Genomic DNA, 19,938 nt, shown 5'->3' on the forward strand with positions numbered 1-19,938 from the left:
GCGGGACTTGGCAAGGGAACAACCATTACCTGCGTCCCGCGCCTGGCGGAACGCCGCCCGGCCTGGCGTCATTTGACACAGCAACGCGGCTCGCGATGAAACGTCAACAGACCCTAGCCTGACGCTGGCACTTCAGAAACGTGCATCCACCGCCGATATATCACGTTATAGGCGCCGCTGAGCCGCAGCAGAAGGGTTCGCGGGCCGGCTCGTTCACAGGCCAAACAGCTGCGTCACTGCGGCTATTGCTACGCATGCCTGCAAAAGGCTATACAGAGCCACTGATTTTTTTGCCTGAGATTTACAATGCGCAAGCGTCTCGTACCAATAACAATTATTGCTGTCGGCATTCTCGGCTTTATCCTGCTCAAAGTGACCAGACCGGTACCCGAACCCATTACCCCGACTGAGCGTAGCTGGCGGGTAGAGACTCTGCTCATTCAACCCGACGCCTTTCAACCCAGCCTGACACTGTACGGCCGACTCGAATCCCCCCTGCGTCTGACCAGCGTGGCTCCGATGCCGGGCAGAATCGCCGAACTGCCGGTACGCGACGGCGAGCAGGTCAAGGAAGGCGAACTGCTGGTTGCGCTGGATGAGGCGGACGTCATGCCTAGACTACAGCAGGCCCGGGCCGATCTGGCCGATGCCGAGTCGCAGCTGGAGAATGCACGTCTGGCCCACAAGAATGACCAAAGCGCACTGACTCTCGAGCGCCGCATTCAGGCCAACGCCAATAAGGCGCTCGAACGAATGCAGCAACTGGTCAACCGGGGACTCTCTCCACAGGCCGAACTGGATGCCACTACCGACGCGCTGGACCGCGCAGCGCTCACTGTGGCCATACGCGAGCGAAACATTGAAGGCTACCCGAGCCGCATGGCCGGCCTGGAGGCGCGGGTCGAGCGCGCCCGTGCCGAACTGGAAAGCACACAACGGGACGTCGAACGCAGCCGGTTTCGAGCGCCCTTTGACGGCGTGGTCGGTGACGTGCGCGTGGCTGTCGGCGACCAGGTCGCAACCAACGCCGCATTGCTGGACTTCTACCCGCTGCGAGACATGGAGCTGCGAGCCACGCTGCCACAGATCTACAGCCAGGCGTTCATCAACGCATTGAACAGCGGCAAGCGGCTGCCCGCTACGGCATTGAATACCGATCCACCGGTGCAATTGACCCTGCAACGCATTGCTGGCCAGGCCGATACACGAGGCGTCGAGGCGCTCTTCACACTGGACCAGCCGCACCCCGGCTTGCGCGCCGGCAACCTGCTGGCGATCAGCGTAGCGCGACCAGCCAGTGACAACAGCGTGGCGCTGCCCTACAGCTCCATCTACGGGAACGACACCATCTATCAGTTGCTCGATGGGCGCATGCAGCGCCTGGCCATCCAGCAGGTCGGCGAAATCCTCATGGAGTCGGGCGAGCGTTGGGTATTGGTGCAGTCGCCCGAGCTGCAACCCGGTATGCAGATCATCACTACCCATTTGCCCAATGCCATGCAGGGCCTGAAGGTGGATGCTGTCGAGGCGGACAAGGGTAATGCGCCGGAGCCGGTCCGATGAGCGACAAGTCGAGTGCGATAAGTTTTTTTGTTCGCCATAAGGTCGCCGCCAATTTGCTGATGCTGATCATGCTCGGTGGCGGCGTGCTCGGCCTGATGCGCATGAACATCCAGTTTTTCCCCACCTTCGCACTCGATTTTGTCACCGTGCGGGTCATCTGGAGTGGCGCCGCAGCGGAGGACGTAGAGCAGGCGATTACCCAGCCATTGGAACAACGCCTGCGCAATGTCGAAAACCTCAAATCGATGACCTCCACGTCCGCCCAGGGCGTATCGAGTATCACCCTGGAATTTCGCGAAGGCACTGATCCGATAGTGGCACTGGACGATGCGCGCCAGCAGGTGGATGAGTTCCGCAACCTGCCAGGCGATGCGGAACGCCCCGAAGTAACTCGAATCGCCCGCTATGAACCGGTTGCCAAGATCTTGCTATATGGTCCGCTGGCCGACCATGAGTTACGCAGCGCCGCCAACCGTCTGGAAATCGACCTGCTCGATCACGGCGTTGACCGTGTCGAAATCCGCGGGCTGCCGGAACAGCAGATCAGTATCGAGATATCCAATCAGCGACTGCAGGAACTCGGCATGTCGCTGGATCAGATAGCCGAACGGGTCGCTGCCGAATCCCGGGATCTACCCGCCGGCCTCGCCGGTGAGTTTGACGCGGCCCGTGAACTCCGGGCCGTCGAGCAGCGCCGCGCGCCCGAGCAATTTGCCAACCTGCCGCTGGAGCCCGGCGAAGGCAACCACCTGCGTCTGGGCGATGTGGCGAGCATTCGCCAGGAGGCCATGCGCAATCAGCCGGAGCTACGCTTCAAGGGTTACCCGGCGGTGGAGCTGATCGTACAGCGCGCCGAGAATGGCGACTCGCTGAGAGCAGCGGAAATCCTCAACGACTGGCTTGCCGAGGTGCGGCCGACGCTGCCGCCGGACCTCTCCCTGCATGTCCACGACCAGGCGTGGGAGGCGATCGACGAGCGTATCAGTCTGCTCATCAATAATGGTGTTAGCGGCCTGGTACTGGTTGTACTGCTGCTTTATTTGTTTCTCCCGGGTCGCGTTGCGCTCTGGGTGGCAGTCGGCATTCCGACCGCTTTCCTCGCTGCACTTGTAGTGTTCTGGCTGATCGGCGGCTCCATCAATATGATCTCGCTGTTCGCCCTGATCATGGCGCTGGGAATAATTGTCGACGATGCGATTGTGGTCGGCGAGGACGCCGACGCGCATTTTCGCAGTGGCGAGCAACCGGGACTGGCATCGGATGGCGCCGCCCACCGCATGCTCTGGCCCGTCGTCGCCTCATCGCTCACCACCATCGCCGCGTTCATGCCGCTGCTGATGATTGGCGGCATCTACGGCAGTATCCTTGGCGACATCCCGACGGTGATGATCTGCATTCTGATCGCCTCGCTACTGGAGTGTTTTCTGGTTCTGCCCCACCACTTGCGCAACGCCTTCCAACCCAAGCAGATTGATACCGGTACGGGCTGGCTACGCAACGTCGGCAATCGAGTGGACGCTGTGCGGTCGCGCTTCGATGCGGGGTTTGATCGCTTCCGCCAGCAGCGATTCCGGCGTTTGAGTGAGTTATCCCTGCGCCACCGGGGAGCCACCCTCGCCTGCGCGCTGGTCAGTGTCATCCTTACCGTCGGACTTATCAGCGGCGGCCGTATCGGCTTCAGCTTCTTTCCAACCCCCGAACCCCAGGTGCTGAACGCCAGCGTCAGTTTTGTTGCCGGCACGCCGCGGGAGCAGGTCGACCGGTTTCTGATCCACCTGCAGAACACCCTGAATGACACTGAGCAGGCGCTCGGTGGAGATCTGATCCTGACGGCTGTGGTGAGCCTGGGTGAAGTGACCGGCCCGTCTGGCACCGGACGGGCCGGAGACCAGCTTGGATCAATCATGGTCGAGCTGGCATCGCCGGACCATCGGGAGGTGCGCAATCAGCAATTCATACGGGCCTGGCGCGAGCGCATCAGACTTCCGGCAGGCATCGACCGCCTGGTGATCAACGAACGCACCGGCGGCCCGCCCGGCAAGGATGTCAACGTGCGCCTGACCGGCGACGATCCGGTCCAGCTGAAAGAGGCTGCCGATGCGCTGGGTGTGATGATTGCGTCGATCGGCGGCGTTATCAGCACTGAAGATGATATGGCCTGGGGCCGCGAACAACTGATCTACAGCCTGACGCCCTATGGGCAGGCACTGGGACTGAGTACCGAAAGCCTTGGGCGACAACTGCGCGCCGCCTATGACGGCCGGCTCGCCCAGATCTATCAGCAGCGCTCGGATGAGATCGAAGTACGCGTACAACTACCGCGCAGGGAGCGCGAGCAACTGGCCAGCCTCGGCGATATGACCATTCGGCTGGACGATGGCCGCTTCGTACCGCTGGCTCAGGTTGCTACTTTCAGCGCCGGGCAGGGTTTTGAGGCACTGCGTCATGCCGAAGGGCATCTCGCGGTGGAAGTCACTGCCGATCTCGACCCGACGCAAACCACCGCCGGCGAGGTGATGGAAGTCATCAACGGCGTGCTGCCCGATCTGGCCGCCGCACACAACGTGCGATACAGCTTCGAAGGCCGTTCGGCGGATCAGCGCGAGACCATGGCAGACATGAAAGCCGGCCTGATCATCGGCCTACTGTTGATGTATTCAGTGCTGGTTTGGGTGTTTACCTCGTGGACTACACCGCTGATCGTCATGTCGGTGATCCCACTGGCACTGGTCGGCGCGCTGCTGGGACACTGGGTCATGGGTTTGCACATGACCATTTTGTCGATGTTCGGCCTGTTCGGCCTGTCGGGCATTGTGGTCAATAACTCGATCATTCTGGTGAGCTTCTATCAGGATCAACGCAAGCGCGGGCTGCCCATCAACGAAGCAATCAGCGAGGCCGTGGTTCAGCGGCTGCGCGCCGTGCTGCTGACCTCCCTGACTACCATTGGCGGCCTGCTGCCCTTGCTGTTCGAGACTTCCCTGCAGGCGCAATTCCTGATCCCCATGGCGACCTCGATCGCCTTCGGTCTGGGCTTCTCGACCATGCTGGTGCTGCTGGTCATTCCGGCGTTGCTGTCAGTGCTCGAGGGATACAAGGAAAATCGCGGCAAGGCCGCTACGGCGGAGATTGAAGGATAAGGTTGACGCGCACGAGCGAGGGGTACTGCTGAACACCTGACGCACCGGCAATGCCACTGCGTCAGGTTATCTGACCGATCAGATATTCGGCTGTTTGACCGTATCCAGCGTCTTGGTAATCGCCGCGACGGCAGCGCCAATATTGCTCAGCTCGGCTGGCAGAATCATGGTGTTGTTGGTCTTGGCCAGTTTGCCGAACTCATTCACATACTGCTCGGCCACGCGCAGCGCTACCGCATCCTTGCCGCCCTGGGTGTTGATCGCCTCGGCAACCAGACGCAAGCCCTGGGCGGTGGCTTCAGCAACCAGCTCGATTTGACGCGCCTTACCTTCGGCTTCGTTGATCTGCCGCATCTTGTCGGCTTCGGACAGGTTGATGGTTTCCTGCTTGATACCCTCGGAAACGTTGATCTTGGCCTGGCGCTCGCCTTCGGACTGCGCCACAACAGCGCGACGTTCCCGCTCGGCACGCATCTGCTTTTCAAGCGCATCGAGGATGGTCGCAGGCAACTCGATATCGGCAATCTCGTAACGCATGACCTTCACGCCCCAGGGACGGGCGGCTTCGTCCAGCGCATCGACGACCTGCACGTTGATGGTTTCGCGTTCCTCGAAGGTCTTGTCCAGATCGATCTTGCCGACCACCGAACGAAGCGTGGTCTGCGCCAGCTGCATGGCGGCGTAGCGGTAATCGTTGATGCCGTAGCTGGCCGCCTTGGGATCGACCACCTGCAGATAGATGACGCCGTTGACCACGACCTGGATGTTGTCCTTGGTCACACAGGCCTGACGTTCGACATCAATGGCTTCTTCCTTGAGGGTATGGCGATAGGCGATCCGGTCGACAAAAGGAATCAGCAGATGGAAGCCTGCATCCAGTGTCTTGGTGTACTTACCCAACCGTTCGACCACGTAGGCGGACCGTTGCGGAACAATCTGCGCGGTCTTGGCAATGGTGATGACAATTAGGGCCAGGAAGGCCAATGAAACAATAGTAGCGATTTCCATGCTGTTACTCCGTTGTGTTGTTATCTAGCTGTCACTGGGCGCTTCGCAGTCACCCTTAAAACGATGCCGCGGTGGGCTGATACCCATGCCGCGTCGCCGGTTTTCAATGGCTCGTCGGACTCGGCATCCCATTTCGCCCCGTTCAATTGCACAGCGCCTTGGCCCTGTTCGAAGTCTTCCAGTACCGCCACGCGAGCACCCACCAGATCGCCGTGGTCTGGCCCGGTGGCCCGGTCCGATACGTCACCGTGCAACCATCGGCGAAACCGCCGACGCAAGCCGAACAACGCCAGAATGCTCACCATCGAAAAACATAAGAGCTGTATCGGCAGGCTCTCGATCACGCCAGCCAAGGTCAACAGACCCACCACCAACGCGCCGATTCCAAAAAACACGGCGATAACGCCCGGCGCTGCCAGCTCTGAAATCAACAGCAGTAAACCGAGCACCAGCCAGAAGCCATAGCTGCTGAACAGATCAATCGTAAGCATCAAACTCATCCCTTAGATATGCCGTCAAAGGCGGAAGCCTAGCAGAATGCGATGGAGTGCGTGCGGGATTGCACCACAGTGTCGTGGCGATAAGCTGTCTCGCCCACCGCCTGCATCAGGCAAAATGCAACAGCGCCGGATTCGGCTTGTCGGAGATATAACCACACCGGTTTTTTGCCGACTCCTGCGGAGGTTATATGCGCGCCGATGAATATCTGAAAAAGCACGGACTGGAAGAAGACAAAAAGGACGAACTCAAGGACTCAAGCCTGAAGGGCAAGTCGCTGGAACGCGCCACCCACCCCGAGCCCCCCAAGGCCGGCACGCCCTATGATTGGGAAGACTGGGAGAACTTCAAGAAGGACGAGGAACGGCAGAAGGACGCGGATGCTGACAAATAGGTGCTAACAGGCTTTGAGGCTATTCCCGCCAGTCTCGTAGAGTGATCTGGAGCCATTAGCACCAGCGAGATGGCAGCACCAAGCATGCTCACGCCTGAAACACTGATCAGCCACCACTCCGGCCAATCCCCCTCTTTGACAAAGAGGGGTTAGGGGAGATTCAAAGCTGTGATCCACTAGACCAGATCGAAGCAAATCGCCGCACCGCCCGCCAGGATTACGCAAGACGCCGTGAACCCATCCTTGGGGGCTTGATGAAAACATCCCTGTTTTCAACACTTGCTCCACCCTGACCGCCGGTGGGCTTGGTTGGGCATCGGCGTGATGTAGAAAAGACGTTTTGGGACGAGCCATCCAACAACTCAGTGTTCCCGCGAAGCGAGGCGATGAGGCTGAGCCGACCGTCCGATGACAAGGATGTCATCGACGAGCTTACAGGGATGTACTTGCAGCGTGTCGGCGCAGCCCTGTCGCCTCGCGACAACTCACAAGGCTCACAACAGACTCAGGGTCGGTGCCAACCGTCACTTCTTCATCCATACCCCGTTGAGCATGATGTACTGCCCCGACGCTGTACGCTCGATGGCTTTCTTGCCGGCCATGGATTCGACGTCGCGCTGTTGAATGCCGTTTTCCTTGGCCAGTTTCTGATATTCATTGCGGCGCGCCTGATTGATCTGGCTGGCAATCTCAGCGGCATTGCCGCCCGGGTTCACCACTCCGAGGTAACCGTTGGGCTGCTCGCCAAGCTGGCCGGCCGCTTTCGCCGCCGGCAACGCCGACATCGCCTCGTTCAGACTCATCGCCAGTGCAGGCAGACTCATCATCAGCGCCAGCAGAAGACCGCCCATTCTGATACTCATACGCATGTCATTCCCCCGGGATTGTCAGAACAACCCACTTGATTCACTGAAGAGCTCATCAAGCTCCTTGTCCACCCTGACGTAGATCTCATGCTGAATCTTTACGTTCAGGTTGATGTTGATCGGTTCGCTGGGCGCTTCCACTTTTACGGTGGGCGTGCAACCCACCATGAACGCCGCAGCCATTGCCACCATCGGAAACAGTCGCCAACGCATGAGGCTCTCCTCTGCTGGGTCAGCGCCGCTGCAGCAGCCGCTCCTGAACCCGTTTCTGAATGATATCGCTGACTTGCCCGCTCAGCTGAAGGCTGGCCAACAGCGCCGGGATATCCTCCTCCAGACGTACGTTGAGATGCACCGGACGCCCCTGTTGCAATTCCGGATTATGCCCCTCAAGACGCAGGTCGAGTACGAGTGTACCGTTTTCGGCATAGTCGATATCGCTCGCGAGCACACTGTACCGGAAATCATTCAGCGCCAGCACCAGCTCTCGCATGCCCGGGTTATCGCCCAGCGCAGCAAGCTTATCCGAGCGATACTGCATGACGCCTCCCGGCTCACGTGCCTTCACTGAACCGTTCTCGATGATCACGCCATTATCCGTCAGGGTGACCGGCAGCTGACCATCAATAATGCCGTTGCCACTGAGTCCTTCCGCTGGATAGGCTTCAAACAGCTCGGTCAGCTCGACGCCCTGCATCTGGACCATAAGGTTCTGGCGTGCTTGCGAGAAATCGACTGTGGCCGGTTGCACCAATAGCCGACCCCCCAGCACTTCAGTAGAGGCGTGTTCGATACGCAGCTCACCAGCCAACATCTGTTCAAGCGTCGTTTGGTAGCGGCCGGCGATACGGGCCGGGCCAACTGGCAGGCCTGGATTCAGGCTTTGCAGCGTTATAGAAGACGCTGTGAAAGTAGCCTGTTCACCCCTCAGCTCTACGCTCAGCGGCAGCTCGAGGCCGTCGAATTCCATGCGGTCATATATACCGCTGCCACCCGAAAGGTTTATTCGCCCGGATAGCCGCTCAATCGAGGCATTACCGCTGGCATCGAAGTTGGCGATCAGCCGGCCTGCGCTCAGGTCGAGCAACGCAGGCCAATCGGCAAGCGTAAGCGCGAGCGGATTGGCCGCACGCAAAAAGATTGCGTCAGGCGCCAGCCGTGCTCGCCAGCCGGCGTTCGCCGACCAGGTCATGTTCAGGCCAAATTGCAGTCCGCTAGCCGCAGCGGCCACACCCTCCCAATCGAGCTGCTCGTCGCCATAGCCCAGCTTGCCGACCAGATTCCAGCTTTGCGGGCGTAGCACGGCATGTTCCAGCCTGGACGCAGCAAGGCGGATGGGTGCGTCCAGCTGTATCGCGCCCTGCCCGTCGAGCGGCATATCAAGTTTGAGTCCGGCCAGCTCCAGCCGCGCATCGGTCAGCGAGACGCCTGGCCCGCTCAGTTGCATCACAGCCGAATCAAGACCGGATGACTTGCCCAGGGTAAGGCTTAATAGTTGTTGATTGACCAGTCCCTGGAAAAACATATCGGCCTGCAGGTCATGGAACCGGGCGTCGGCATATTCGATATTGTCGGCGGCCAGCTGCAGACGACCCTCATGTAGCTGAGCTTGCAGCGCCGGGCTGTTGCTCAGACTAAGCCTGGTATCGAGCGTACCGGTAACCGGACCGTCCAGAGTTGCCTTGACCGTCAGCGGCAACGCGGCTCGCCAGCCTTGCGTGGAACCGGGCTCAGGTTCAACTACAGCGCGCACCGAGACCGGGCGTACGTCGGCGGGCAGGTTCGCCAAGCCGGGCCAGCTCAACCGGTCAAGCTGTACGGTGGCAGTGCCCTGGTGCAACAACCAGTTGCCCTGATCGCCCTCAAAATCAAAATCAGCCGCCCCGCTGACGGCCCCGATATCTTCAATGACCCAGGGCTGCGGTAGATTGAACTGACCCTCTACACGCACAGCTCCGGCCAGCAGATCTTTCCAATAATGCGGCGTTCGACCGGGCTGCAGCGCCCAGTTCGCATCGAACTGCAGACCTGTCGGCAACTGCACTAAAGGTAAGCTGCCCGGCGCGAGCCACGGGTCCACAAACTCAAACAACCAGTTTGCATCTGGCCAGTCGGGCACGCTTAAGCTGCCCTGCCATCGAGCAGCATCTCCGACACCGCGCCAATCCGCGTGTAGCGCCAGCGCGTGTTGGCCCGAGAGCGCAAGCTCACTGTTGAGCACGAAGGCATCCGCCTCATCGCGCAAGTCGAAGCTCAATGCCAGACTTTCCGCGCCGGACAGCAGGGACAGCTGCCCGCTGACCGAATTGGCAACGGCGGGATCGCGGCGTACATCAAGTGAACCGCTGAGCTCGCAGACTGCCTGTTGGCAGGGCATGCTCAGATCCAAATCGCGGACAGCAGCCTTGTCGGGGAACCAGTGCGGCATATGCAGCCAGTCGCGCGGATCCAGCGAAGCGGGCGGTTGGTCGAGCGACGCCGGGGCCGTCGAACCCGGGTTGGAATCAAGCATGGGATCTTCAAAGGTCATACCGGGCGTGGGGCGCCAGTCGAGATCCAGATCCCGGACATCAATCAGCTGCAGACGCGGCCCCGCTTGCCACACCAGTTTGACTTGAACACCCCAGGCGGCAAAGCCCAGATCACCCTGTTCGGCTGCGTACCGGCCAGTGATTTCTGCCACGCTCAACGTGCTGCCCGACCAGCTTACGCCTCGCCAGTCGAGATGCTCGACGCCGGCATCCCGTAACGCTCGCTGCGCTGACTGCACGGCAAAGATGCCGGCCAGCGTTATTAATGCAAGCACTACGATCAGGATCCGGAGCGAAGTCCGCATTAGGGTCTGTTGACGTTTCATAGCGGGCCGCGTTGCTGTGTCAAATGCCGCCAGGCAAGGCGCGGGACGCAGGTAATGGTTATCCCCTTGCCAAGTCCTGCAACACTGCATGGCGGTATTTGACGCGCAACCCGGAGGGACGGACCCCGTTTGGCGCAGCACTGCGTTGCTCGTCGTTTATTTGGAATGACCAAATCCCTCTCCTCTCGCCTTGTTCTGCACCAAACGGGCCTCCGTCGCGGCCGCGATGAAACGTCAACAGACCCTACATCTCCCCAAATGTCTGTTGTCAGGTTAGCATGGCGCTGGATATCACACGCCTGGGCCTGGAGCTGATACATGGATGCATTAGCGCGGTTGAACCGCCCGCGACGCCACCTCCGACTGCGCAGCCGTATCGCGCTGGTATTTCTGCTGACCTGGGTCGCCCTGGCGCTGTATCAGGCGACACGACCATTGCCGCCCGGCATGTCGTTTACCGGCCCGCTGCGCCCAGCTAGCGACCTGGCTTTGCTGACTGACCAAACCTACCGTTCAACCGAAGGCGAGGCGGTCAGCGAGCAGCAGATATTCGACGAGGTATTCAGGCTGATCGGCCAGGCGCGTAAACTCATCGTGGTCGACATGTTCCTGTTTAATGAGTTCTCCGCTCAGGACAGCTATCGCGGGCTGACAGGGCAGATGACCGATGCCCTGATCGCAGCGCGGCAAACTCAACCGGACATTCAGGTGGTATTGATCACCGACCCGTTCAATCATCTCTACGGCGGCATACGGTCAACGCATCTAGAACGTCTTGATGAAGCCGGCGTGCAGATTGTGTACAGCAATATCAACCAATTGCCCGCGTCGAACCCGGTCTGGTCCGGGCTGTGGATGCTGTGTTGCAGCTGGGTGGGTAACAACCCTGACGGCGGGTGGCTGCCGAACCCGGTGGCCGACACGGACGTAACACTGCGAACCTATCTACATCTGCTTAATTTCCGCGCTAACCACCGCAAGACGCTGGTCGTCGACCAGGGAAATGACTGGGTTGGCCTGGTCACTTCGGCCAACCCACAGGATGCAAGCAGTCGGCACAGCAATACCGCCATCCGCTTCAGTGGTGCCGCTGCGCTGGATCTGCTGCAGACCGAGCGTGCCGTATTGGAGATGTCCGACGCAGCGGCTGGTGTTGGTTGGCCGCAACCACCGGAACCGGCATCTGAAGTCATCGATCCCGCGATCCAGGTGTTGACGGAAGGCGCGATTCGCGACGCCTTACTGGACATGATCAACTCGGCAGAACGCGGCGACCGCCTGGATATGGAAGTGTTTTATCTATCCCACCGGCCGGTAATCAGCGCGCTGATTCGCGCTCACCAGCGCGGCGTGAATATCAGAGCGATTCTGGATCCGAACCGCGACGCCTTCGGCCGCGAAAAGAATGGCATTCCGAACCGCCAGGCTGCCTGGGATCTGCATAAAGCCGGTATCGAGTTGCGCTGGTGTTTTACCCAGGGCGAGCAATGCCACCGCAAATGGATCCGGCTGGAGCGGGCCAACGGTACCGCCGAATTGATCAGCGGCTCGGCCAACTTCACCCGCCGTAACCTCGATGATCTCAATCAGGAGACCAGTGTCCGGCTGGTTGCCAGCCAGCACCCCGCACTGGATGAAAGCCGCCAGGTATTTGAAAAGGTCTGGTCAAATGCTAACGGCGCGACATACAGCCAGCCCTATGGAACATTCGCCGATCACTCGTGGGCTCGCTATGCCCTGTACCGGCTGATGGAGGCCACCGGCCTCTCTACGTTCTGATCGTTAGCCAACCCTGTCCGCGTACGCCTCCAGTCCCGGAGGCGGCTCCTTTGATCAGGCCACAGTCTCGTTCTCGAACCATGCGGCAGATCCGTTCTGATCCGCTTCAAGCAAGCCGGCTACCCGTTGCAGACTGGCCAACAACATCAGTTGCTCCCAATCAGCCAACTGGCCGAACCGTTCAAGGAACTGGCTTGGCAACAGGGCGGGTTCTGCCTGGATCGCAGCCAGACCTTTATCGGTCAGGGCCAGATGCACCTTGCGCTTGTCACGCTGGCTGCGAATACGATGAAGCAACTCTCGGTTCTCGAGGCGGTCAATGATAGTACTGAGCGTCGCCTGGGACACGCTGACCTGCTTTGCCAGCTGGCCCAGAGTGCCCTCGCCCATGGCTTTGATGCTGTGCAGGATCAATAGCTGGATAGGCGTCAGTCCGCTGTGCCGGCCAAGGCGCTTGGCATGAATCTCGCTGGCCCGCTGCAGTCGTCTGAGGGAAAGGTAAAGGTCGTGCATCATGTGCATGGTGGTTGACTCCGGCGGCACGTCGAACAAAGGCGGCATTTTGCCACAAACCCTAAATATTACAGTAATAACTAGATAAACTTTTTCGACGCGCTAATTAGAACCAAAAACCCTATAAAGCGGCGCTTTCAGCGCATCGGAAACAGGAATGCTACAACATTAGTATTTTGACTTCAAAATAGTTGGCTGTTTTAATCGGCGATCACATAGCCAAAACACCCGAGAAAGCGCTTTTGGCCCATTTTCTTTCCAACGGACGAGACTATGTGTGGAATAGCTGGAGAACTTCGCTTTGACGGGTCGCCCGCCGATATGGGCGCCCTGGACAGAATCACGCATCACATGATCAAACGTGGCCCGGATAGCGCTGGCCTGTGGTCACAGGGGCCGGTGGGTTTTGGCCACCGCCGCCTTAAAATCATGGATCTGCACGCTGCTTCAGGTCAGCCCATGGCGGACGCTGAACTTGGCCTCTCGATGGTCTTCAACGGTGCCATCTACAATTATCCTGAATTGCGCGCCGAGCTGGAGTCCATGGGCTACCGCTTTCATTCTGGGGGTGATACCGAGGTCGTGCTCAAGGGCTATCACGCCTGGGGTGAACAACTGCTGCCGCGTATGAACGGCATGTTCGCCTTTGCCATCTGGGAGCGCGATGCGCAGCGTCTGTTTCTTGCCCGTGACCGCCTGGGTATCAAGCCGCTGTATCTCAACCGCACCAACGAGCGTCTGCGCTTTGCCTCCAGCCTGCCCGCGTTGCTGCGGGGCGGTGGGGTCGATACATCCATCGACCCGATAGCGCTCAATCACTACCTGTCGTTTCATGCCGTGGTGCCGGCGCCACGCACCATGCTGGCCGGGGTCGAAAAACTGCCACCGGCGCACTGGCTGCGGATTAACGCGGACGGCAGCCAGCAGCAGGAATGCTGGTGGACCGTGCAATATGGTGCCCGCGCCGAAGAGCAGGATCTGACCTTCGACGACTGGCAGGACCGTGTGCTCGACAGCCTGCGCGCCTCGGTCAAACGGCGCAATCTGGCGGCGGTGGATGTCGGTGTATTGCTGTCTGGCGGGGTGGATTCAAGTCTGCTGGTCGGGCTGCTGCGCGAAGCCGGTGCAGACAAGCTGCAGACCTTCTCGATTGGTTTTGCTGACGTGAACGGTGAAGCCGGCAACGAATTCAAATATTCAGACCTGATCGCCGAGCATTTTGCCACCGACCACCATCAGCTGATGATTCCCGAACAGGAAATTCTCACCGAGCTGCCCAGCGCTTTCCGCGCAATGAACGAGCCGATGGTCAGCCATGACTGTATCGCCTTCTATCTGTTATCGCGGGAAGTATCCAAGCACTGCAAGGTAGTGCAGAGCGGCCAGGGCGCGGACGAGATCTTTGCCGGTTATCACTGGTATCCCAAGGTCGATGAGGCAGACGACCCGCTGGCAGCGTATCAACAGGCCTTCATGGACCGCGACTTCGCGGAGTACCGCCGTACGGTTCAACCCGCCTGGGCACAGCAGGATTACGCTGGCGAGTTCATTCGCGATCACTTTGCCCAGCCCGGCGCGACCAGCGGCCTGGACAAGGCCATGCGTCTGGACACCTCGGTGATGCTGGTGGATGACCCGGTCAAGCGCGTCGATAACATGACCATGGCCTGGGGGCTCGAAGCACGCGTGCCCTTCCTCGATCACGAAGTCGTCGAGCTGGCAGCGCGCATTCCCGGTAAGTACAAACTGCCGGACGAAGGCAAATATGTGCTCAAGGAAGCCTCACGCAAGGTGATTCCCGCTGCAGTGATTGATCGGCCCAAGGGCTATTTTCCGGTGCCGGGACTCAAGTATCTGGAGGGCGGCACCCTGGACTGGGTACGCGAAGCGTTGACCAGCCAGCGGGCCCGCGAGCGTGGCCTGTTCAATACCGATTATGTAGACACCCTGCTGCAAGACCCGAAGAGCCATATCACGCCGCTTCGCGGATCGAAGCTGTGGCAGCTCGCCGTCCTGGGATTATGGCTGGAGGCCCACGAACTCTGATCGACCGCCGGAGTCAGGATTGGACAGGGAAAGCATTGGCGGCCACGCCGCATATCACCCAATAGCCCGATTCATGTCAGTGGGCCAGAAGAGGATAACGCTCGAATGACCAAGCACTTGCATCCCGACCAGCACCGGCTGATGCGCGGCCAGGCGCCAACCTACGAAAGCATGCGCGCCGGACAGGCCCAACAGGGTGCGTTGGAAACACGCCGCACTGAACCAGTAACCATCCAATGCGGCTGGGGACGCTTGCTGGTAGGCCAGACCTTCTCCGATTACGAGGTGCTGGCCAACACTCTGCTCGAAGAACGCCCCGGCGAGCGCGATATCGCGTTGTACGTAGCGGACCCGCAAGTGGTGCTGTCCTATGCGCCGCAGCATTTGTTCCTCGACCCCTCAGACACGATGCGCCTGTGGTTCAGCGACTACCGCCCGGCGCACCAGAGCTCGCATGGCTTCCAGATCCGTCGACCGCAAAATGCCAATGACTGGAGCGCAATCAATGTGTTGTACGCCTCGGCGGGCATGGTCAAGGTCGATCCTGAGCGCATTACCGCGCGTGAAGAGGGTGGCCCCACCTATTGGCTGGCCGAAGACGAAGATACCGGCGAAATCATTGGCACCGTTATGGGGCTCAATCATGCCAAAGCCTTCGATGACCCGGAGAAAGGCTCCAGCCTCTGGTGCCTTGCGGCTGACAGTCAGAGCATGCGACTAGGCATTGGCGAAGCGCTGGTGCGGCATCTGGTCGAATACTCCATGAGCCGTGGCTGCAACTATCTTGATCTGTCGGTGATGCATGACAACAACCAGGCCAAGACACTCTATCGCAAACTGGGCTTCCGCAAATTGCGCACCTTCGCGATCAAGCGCAAGAACAGCTTCAACCAGCCCTTGTTCATTGGTCCGGAGACGGACAAGGAGCTCAACCCCTACGCCCGCCTTATCACCCGTGAAGCGCGCCGCCGGGGGATCGAAGTGGTGATAGAGGATGCGCCCGCCGGGATGTTCATACTGACCCATGGTGCACGGCGCATCCGCTGCCGCGAATCGCTCAGCGACGTAACCAGCGCGGTGAGCATGACCCTGTGCCAGGACAAGAAGCTCACCCACCGTACCCTGCAGCGCCGTGGGCTGCGTACGCCGCAGTTTCAATTGGCGGGCGAGCCAGAGCAGAACGCGACGTTTCTTGCCGAACACAAGGCGCTCGCCGTCAAGCCGAACAATGGTGAACAAGGCCACGGCGTGGCAGTCAATATCCGCGACGCCGAGGCGCTGGAAGAGGCGATCGCCGAAGCCAGGCAATACGACACCGAAGTGTTGCTCGAGAGCTATCACCCCGGGGACGACCTGCGGGTACTGGTCATCAACTATGAAGTGGTAGCGGCGGCGATCCGCAAGCCTGCTGAAATCTGCGGCGATGGCAGCAGCCCTATCTCTCGACTCATCGAAAAACAAAGCCGCCGGCGACAGGCCGCCACGGACGGCGAAAGCCGGATTCCGATGGATGCCGAGACCCGACGCACGGTGGAATCCCAGGGCTATTCGTTAGACGACGTACTGCCCGCCGGTCAGCATCTGTATGTGCGGCGCACCGCTAACCTGCATACCGGTGGCGTTCTGCTGGATGTGACCGAGCGGCTGCATCCGGAGCTTAAGCAGGCTGCGATCCGTGCTGCCGAGGCGCTGGAAAATCCGGTGGTCGGGCTGGATTTCCTGGTGCCGGCAGTCGACCAACCCGAATACGTGATTATCGAAGCCAATGAGCGGCCCGGACTGGCAAACCACGAGCCCCAGCCAACCGCCGAGCGCTTCATCGACTTGCTGTTTCCGCTGAGTCGCGCGCATCCTTGATGCCAGACGCGACAGCCCGAAAACGGAGATTTTATGCCTTATAAGCATTACGGCCCGGATATGGGCTTTCTGAAAGGCACCCTGCTCGAGATGCTTGCCATACCCTGCCCGACCGGGTTCACCGATGGCATCGTGCGATATGTGTCAGAACACCTGGACGCCTTGGGCGTGCCCCACGAACTGACGCGGCGAGGCACTATCCGCGCTACCATCAAAGGGCGCCAGAACAGCCCGGACCGCGCCATCGCAGCGCATCTGGATACCATCGGTGCGATGGTGCGCAGCATCAAGCCCAATGGCAGACTCGAACTGGCGCCAATCGGGCATTGGTCGAGCCGCTTCGCCGAAGGCAGCCGGGTCAGCCTGTTCGGGGACCACGGTTGTCTGCGCGGAAGCGTGCTACCGCTCATGGCCTCCGGGCACACCTTCAATGAGGAAGTGGACGCCCTGCCTGTGAGCTGGGATAACGTCGAGCTGCGCATTGATGCCGTCACCACCAGCCGTGCCGAAACCGAGGCGCTGGGGGTCAACGTTGGCGACTTCGTTGCCTTCGATCCGCTCCCGGAGTTTTCTGATAGCGGTTATATCAGCGCTCGGCATCTGGACAACAAGGCCGGCGCCGCTGCGCTGCTCACCACCATCAAGCAAATTGTCGAAAGCGGCGAACAGCTGCCGATGGACCTGCACCCCATTTTCACCATTACCGAGGAAACCGGTACCGGCTCCGCCGGCGCGCTGCCCTGGGATGTCAGCGAGTTCGTCGGCGTGGATATCGCGCCCTCCGCTCCCGGGCAAACCAGCAGTGAGCACGCGGTGTCGTTGTGCATGCAGGACTCGGGCGGACCTTATGACTATCACCTGTCACGCCATCTGCTCAGCCTGTGCCAGCGCGACGAAATACCGGTTCGCCGTGATGTGTTCCGCTATTACCACAGCGATGCCGAGTCGGCGATCCGCTCGGGGAATGATATCCGCACCGCGCTGATCGCCTTTGGCACAGACGCCACGCATGGCTACGAGCGCACCCATCGCGATAGCCTCGAAGCGGTCGCTCGCCTGCTGACGGCCTATGCTTTCAGCCCGCCGGTATTCGAACACGACAAACGCGACGATGCGCCAAGGGAAAACTTCCAGCGCCAGCTCGACCCCGAGACCATGTCCAACAATGAGACCCACCTGCCGCCGCTGGAAAGAGTGTTCGCCCATGAGAGCATGGACGGCGATCTTCCGGAGCTGGAAGAAACCAAACGATTGACCGGAACCAACCGGCACCTCGACAACAACAATACGTGAGCGTATCGCTGCCCATGCAAAATCTCCCAACGCTGGTCCTTGCCGGTCTGGCACTTGCTGTTATGACATCGACACTGCAGGCCCAGGAACGACAGCTGAGTCTACCCGCCCAGGTGGTGCTGGGCAGCGAGCGCGGCGACGAAGAAGTGCGCCTGCCCCTGGCGCGTGACACCCTTGCAGGGGATCAGATCACTCCCCAAAGTCTGGGTGCGAATATTTCAGAGTCGCTGCAGCGCGTGCCGGGTGTGGTCGCACTGAATCGGCAGAACTATGCGCAGGATTTGCAGATATCCTCCCGCGGGTTCGGTGCTCGCGCCGCCTTTGGCGTGCGCGGTGTGCGCCTGGTGCAGGATGGTATTCCGCTGACCATGCCGGACGGACAGGGCCAGCCAGCGCTCTTCGATCTGGACAGTCTGCAGCGCATCGAAGTACTGCGTGGCCCGCTGACTACACTGTACGGCAACGCCTCCGGCGGAATCATCCAGGGCTTCACCGGCGAGGCGCCCTTCTATCCGACGCTGGACACCCGGACCGCGTTCGGCCCCGACGGGCTGCGCCGCTCGCGTCTGCGCTATGGCGGTCAGCATGGCGATCTGAATGTCAGCGCCAATGTGTCGCGACTGGAAACCGACGGCTATCGCGATCACAGCGACACTCGCCGCGACCTGGCCAATCTGCGCCTGGGTTGGGATATTGACGATGCCTCCAACCTGACGTTACTGGTCAACCTGCTCGATCAGCCGGAAACGGAAGACCCGCTGGGCCTCACCGCCGAAGCCTTGCGGGGGGATCGCCGCCAGGCGGTGCCGGGCGCTTATAGGTTCAATACTCGCAAGTCGGTCACGCACAACCAGGCCGGCCTGAACTATCAGCGACGGCTGAGTAACGACGATGAAATCACGCTGATGATCTACGGCGGCGAGCGCGACGTGCAGCAATACCTGGCGTTTGCCGGAGGACTGGAATACTCCGGTGGCGGCGTGATTGAACTGGATCGCCGTTTCGGTGGCGGCGAACTGGGCTGGCAGCGCGACACCGAGCTGTTCGGCCTGCCCGTGGAGCTGGCCGCTGGCCTGACCTACGACTACCAGGGCGAAGGTCGCAAGGGCTTCGTCAACAATGAAGGTTTCAAGGGTGCGCTCAAGCGCGATGAATTCAACCGGGTCGACGGTCAGGAAGCCTATCTCATCAGCACCTGGCAGCTTGATCCGCGCTGGAGTCTGACCGCCGGGGTCCGACACAGCCGCATCGAATTCGATTCGGATGATGACTTCCTGCTCGATGGTCAGAACGACAGCGGCAGCGTGCGCTACAACCAGACCAATCCCGCGGTAGGTGTCAGTTATCAATGGACCGAGACGGTCAGTCTGTACGCTGCGCTCGGCCAGGGTTTTGAAACGCCGACCTTTCAGGAGCTGGCTTACCTACCCGAGGGCAGTGGGCTGAATTTCGGACTGGAACCAAGTCTGTCGCGCAACGCAGAGATCGGCCTGAAGCTGCGCAAAGACGGCACCCAGGTCAACGTCGCCCTGTTCGAAAGCCGGGTCAAGAATGAGATTGTCACCGGTCCAGATCAACTGGGCACCGGCCGTTCCACCTATGCCAACGCAGGCCGCTCGACCCGTCGCGGGCTGGAGCTGTCGATCGATCAGCAGTTCGCCCACGGCGTTGGAGCCTACCTCGCCTACAGTTATCTGGATGCCACCTTTGACCGCTATCGCAACAGTGATGGCGACGACCTATCCGGCCGGCAGCTCCCCGGCGTGCCGGAACACAGCCTGTTTGCCGAACTCAGCTGGCAGCCGCCAGGGACCGGCTTCACCACCGCTGTGGAGGCGCAGAGCCTGAGCCATCGCTATGCCACGGATGATAACAGCGCCCTGGCGCCGGGCTACGCCGTATTCAACTGGCGTGCCGGCTATCGGCACGAGATAGGCCAGCTGGCGCTGGAGCCCTTCGCCCGGATCGACAACCTCGGCGACAAGGAGTACATCGGCTCACTCATCATCAACGGCGCGGGCGGGCGTTTCTATGAGCCGGCGCCGGACAGGCAATGGCTGGTGGGGCTGGGTGTGGAGTATCAGTGGCGTTGAGCTGGGCGCGATACCGGCCTCAATAGCATCG

At 60.3% G+C, this 19,938-nt stretch carries 14 protein-coding genes; 8 read left to right on the forward strand and 6 right to left on the reverse strand.

Going from position 1 to position 19,938, the window contains the following annotated elements:
* The first annotated feature begins 306 nt into the window (after positions 1-306).
* Together HG264_RS11950 and HG264_RS11955 are read left to right on the forward strand one after the other, a co-directional pair.
* A complete protein-coding gene (locus tag HG264_RS11950) occupies positions 307-1,563 on the forward strand; it encodes an efflux RND transporter periplasmic adaptor subunit (RefSeq protein ID WP_169407891.1) in 1,257 nt (418 codons plus the stop codon).
* Positions 1,560-4,703: an efflux RND transporter permease subunit gene (locus HG264_RS11955; RefSeq protein ID WP_169407892.1), complete on the forward strand. Its 3,144-nt coding sequence runs from the start codon at positions 1,560-1,562 to the stop codon at positions 4,701-4,703. Before HG264_RS11950 ends, HG264_RS11955 begins: the two co-directional genes overlap by 4 nt.
* A 78-nt stretch (positions 4,704-4,781) precedes the next feature.
* Here HG264_RS11955 and HG264_RS11960 read toward each other — a convergent pair whose 3' ends face one another.
* The gene (locus HG264_RS11960; RefSeq protein WP_169407893.1) at positions 4,782-5,711 is read right to left on the reverse strand and encodes an SPFH domain-containing protein; all 930 of its coding nucleotides are present in this window, start codon (positions 5,709-5,711) and stop codon (positions 4,782-4,784) included.
* Positions 5,712-5,731: 20 nt separating this feature from the next.
* Entirely contained in the window at positions 5,732-6,202 is a 471-nt protein-coding gene (locus HG264_RS11965; protein WP_169407894.1) for an NfeD family protein, read from the reverse strand.
* A gap of 197 nt (positions 6,203-6,399) precedes the next feature.
* Between HG264_RS11965 and HG264_RS11970 the strand changes: the two genes are divergently transcribed.
* Positions 6,400-6,603 (forward strand): hypothetical protein, encoded by a 204-nt coding sequence (locus tag HG264_RS11970; protein WP_169407895.1) that lies wholly within the window; start codon positions 6,400-6,402, stop codon positions 6,601-6,603.
* Between the two features lie 524 nt (positions 6,604-7,127).
* Here the strand turns inward: HG264_RS11970 and HG264_RS11975 are convergent.
* Genes HG264_RS11975 through HG264_RS11985 form a run of 3 tightly spaced genes read right to left on the reverse strand, consistent with a single transcriptional unit; the run spans position 7,128 to position 10,275 of the window.
* The gene (locus HG264_RS11975) at positions 7,128-7,472 is read right to left on the reverse strand and encodes a YdbL family protein (protein ID WP_169407896.1); all 345 of its coding nucleotides are present in this window, start codon (positions 7,470-7,472) and stop codon (positions 7,128-7,130) included.
* Positions 7,473-7,490: 18 nt separating this feature from the next.
* Positions 7,491-7,682 carry a YnbE family lipoprotein gene (locus HG264_RS11980; RefSeq protein ID WP_169407897.1) on the reverse strand — a complete coding sequence of 64 codons (192 nt, stop codon included), beginning with the start codon at positions 7,680-7,682 and terminating at the stop codon, positions 7,491-7,493.
* A 19-nt stretch (positions 7,683-7,701) separates the two neighbouring features.
* Complete coding sequence (locus HG264_RS11985) at positions 7,702-10,275, reverse strand: YdbH domain-containing protein (RefSeq protein ID WP_169407898.1); 2,574 nt, start codon at positions 10,273-10,275, stop codon at positions 7,702-7,704.
* A gap of 369 nt (positions 10,276-10,644) precedes the next feature.
* On the opposite strand from HG264_RS11985, the gene HG264_RS11990 reads away from it, so the two are divergent.
* Positions 10,645-12,105, forward strand: a complete 1,461-nt coding sequence (locus HG264_RS11990) for a phospholipase D-like domain-containing protein (RefSeq protein ID WP_169407899.1) — start codon at positions 10,645-10,647, stop codon at positions 12,103-12,105.
* Positions 12,106-12,159: 54 nt separating this feature from the next.
* Here the strand turns inward: HG264_RS11990 and HG264_RS11995 are convergent, their stop codons facing one another.
* The gene (locus tag HG264_RS11995; RefSeq protein ID WP_169407900.1) at positions 12,160-12,627 is read right to left on the reverse strand and encodes a MarR family winged helix-turn-helix transcriptional regulator; all 468 of its coding nucleotides are present in this window, start codon (positions 12,625-12,627) and stop codon (positions 12,160-12,162) included.
* Between the two features lie 264 nt (positions 12,628-12,891).
* On the opposite strand from HG264_RS11995, the gene HG264_RS12000 reads away from it, so the two are divergent.
* The 4 genes from HG264_RS12000 (at position 12,892) to HG264_RS12015 (ending at position 19,907) form a co-directional block, all read left to right on the forward strand.
* Positions 12,892-14,664: an N-acetylglutaminylglutamine amidotransferase gene (locus tag HG264_RS12000; RefSeq protein ID WP_169407901.1), complete on the forward strand. Its 1,773-nt coding sequence runs from the start codon at positions 12,892-12,894 to the stop codon at positions 14,662-14,664.
* Positions 14,665-14,769: 105 nt separating this feature from the next.
* Positions 14,770-16,521 carry an N-acetylglutaminylglutamine synthetase gene (ngg, locus tag HG264_RS12005; RefSeq protein WP_169407902.1) on the forward strand — a complete coding sequence of 584 codons (1,752 nt, stop codon included), beginning with the start codon at positions 14,770-14,772 and terminating at the stop codon, positions 16,519-16,521.
* Between the two features lie 33 nt (positions 16,522-16,554).
* Positions 16,555-17,814: an osmoprotectant NAGGN system M42 family peptidase gene (locus HG264_RS12010; protein WP_169407903.1), complete on the forward strand. Its 1,260-nt coding sequence runs from the start codon at positions 16,555-16,557 to the stop codon at positions 17,812-17,814.
* 62 nt (positions 17,815-17,876) lie between these two features.
* On the forward strand, positions 17,877-19,907 hold the full coding sequence (locus tag HG264_RS12015; protein WP_169407904.1) for a TonB-dependent receptor: 2,031 nt from the start codon (positions 17,877-17,879) through the stop codon (positions 19,905-19,907).
* Positions 19,908-19,938 lie beyond the last annotated feature (31 nt).

The sequence above is a fragment of the Pseudomonas sp. gcc21 genome (genome assembly GCF_012844345.1).
Lineage (GTDB): Bacteria > Pseudomonadota > Gammaproteobacteria > Pseudomonadales > Pseudomonadaceae > Halopseudomonas.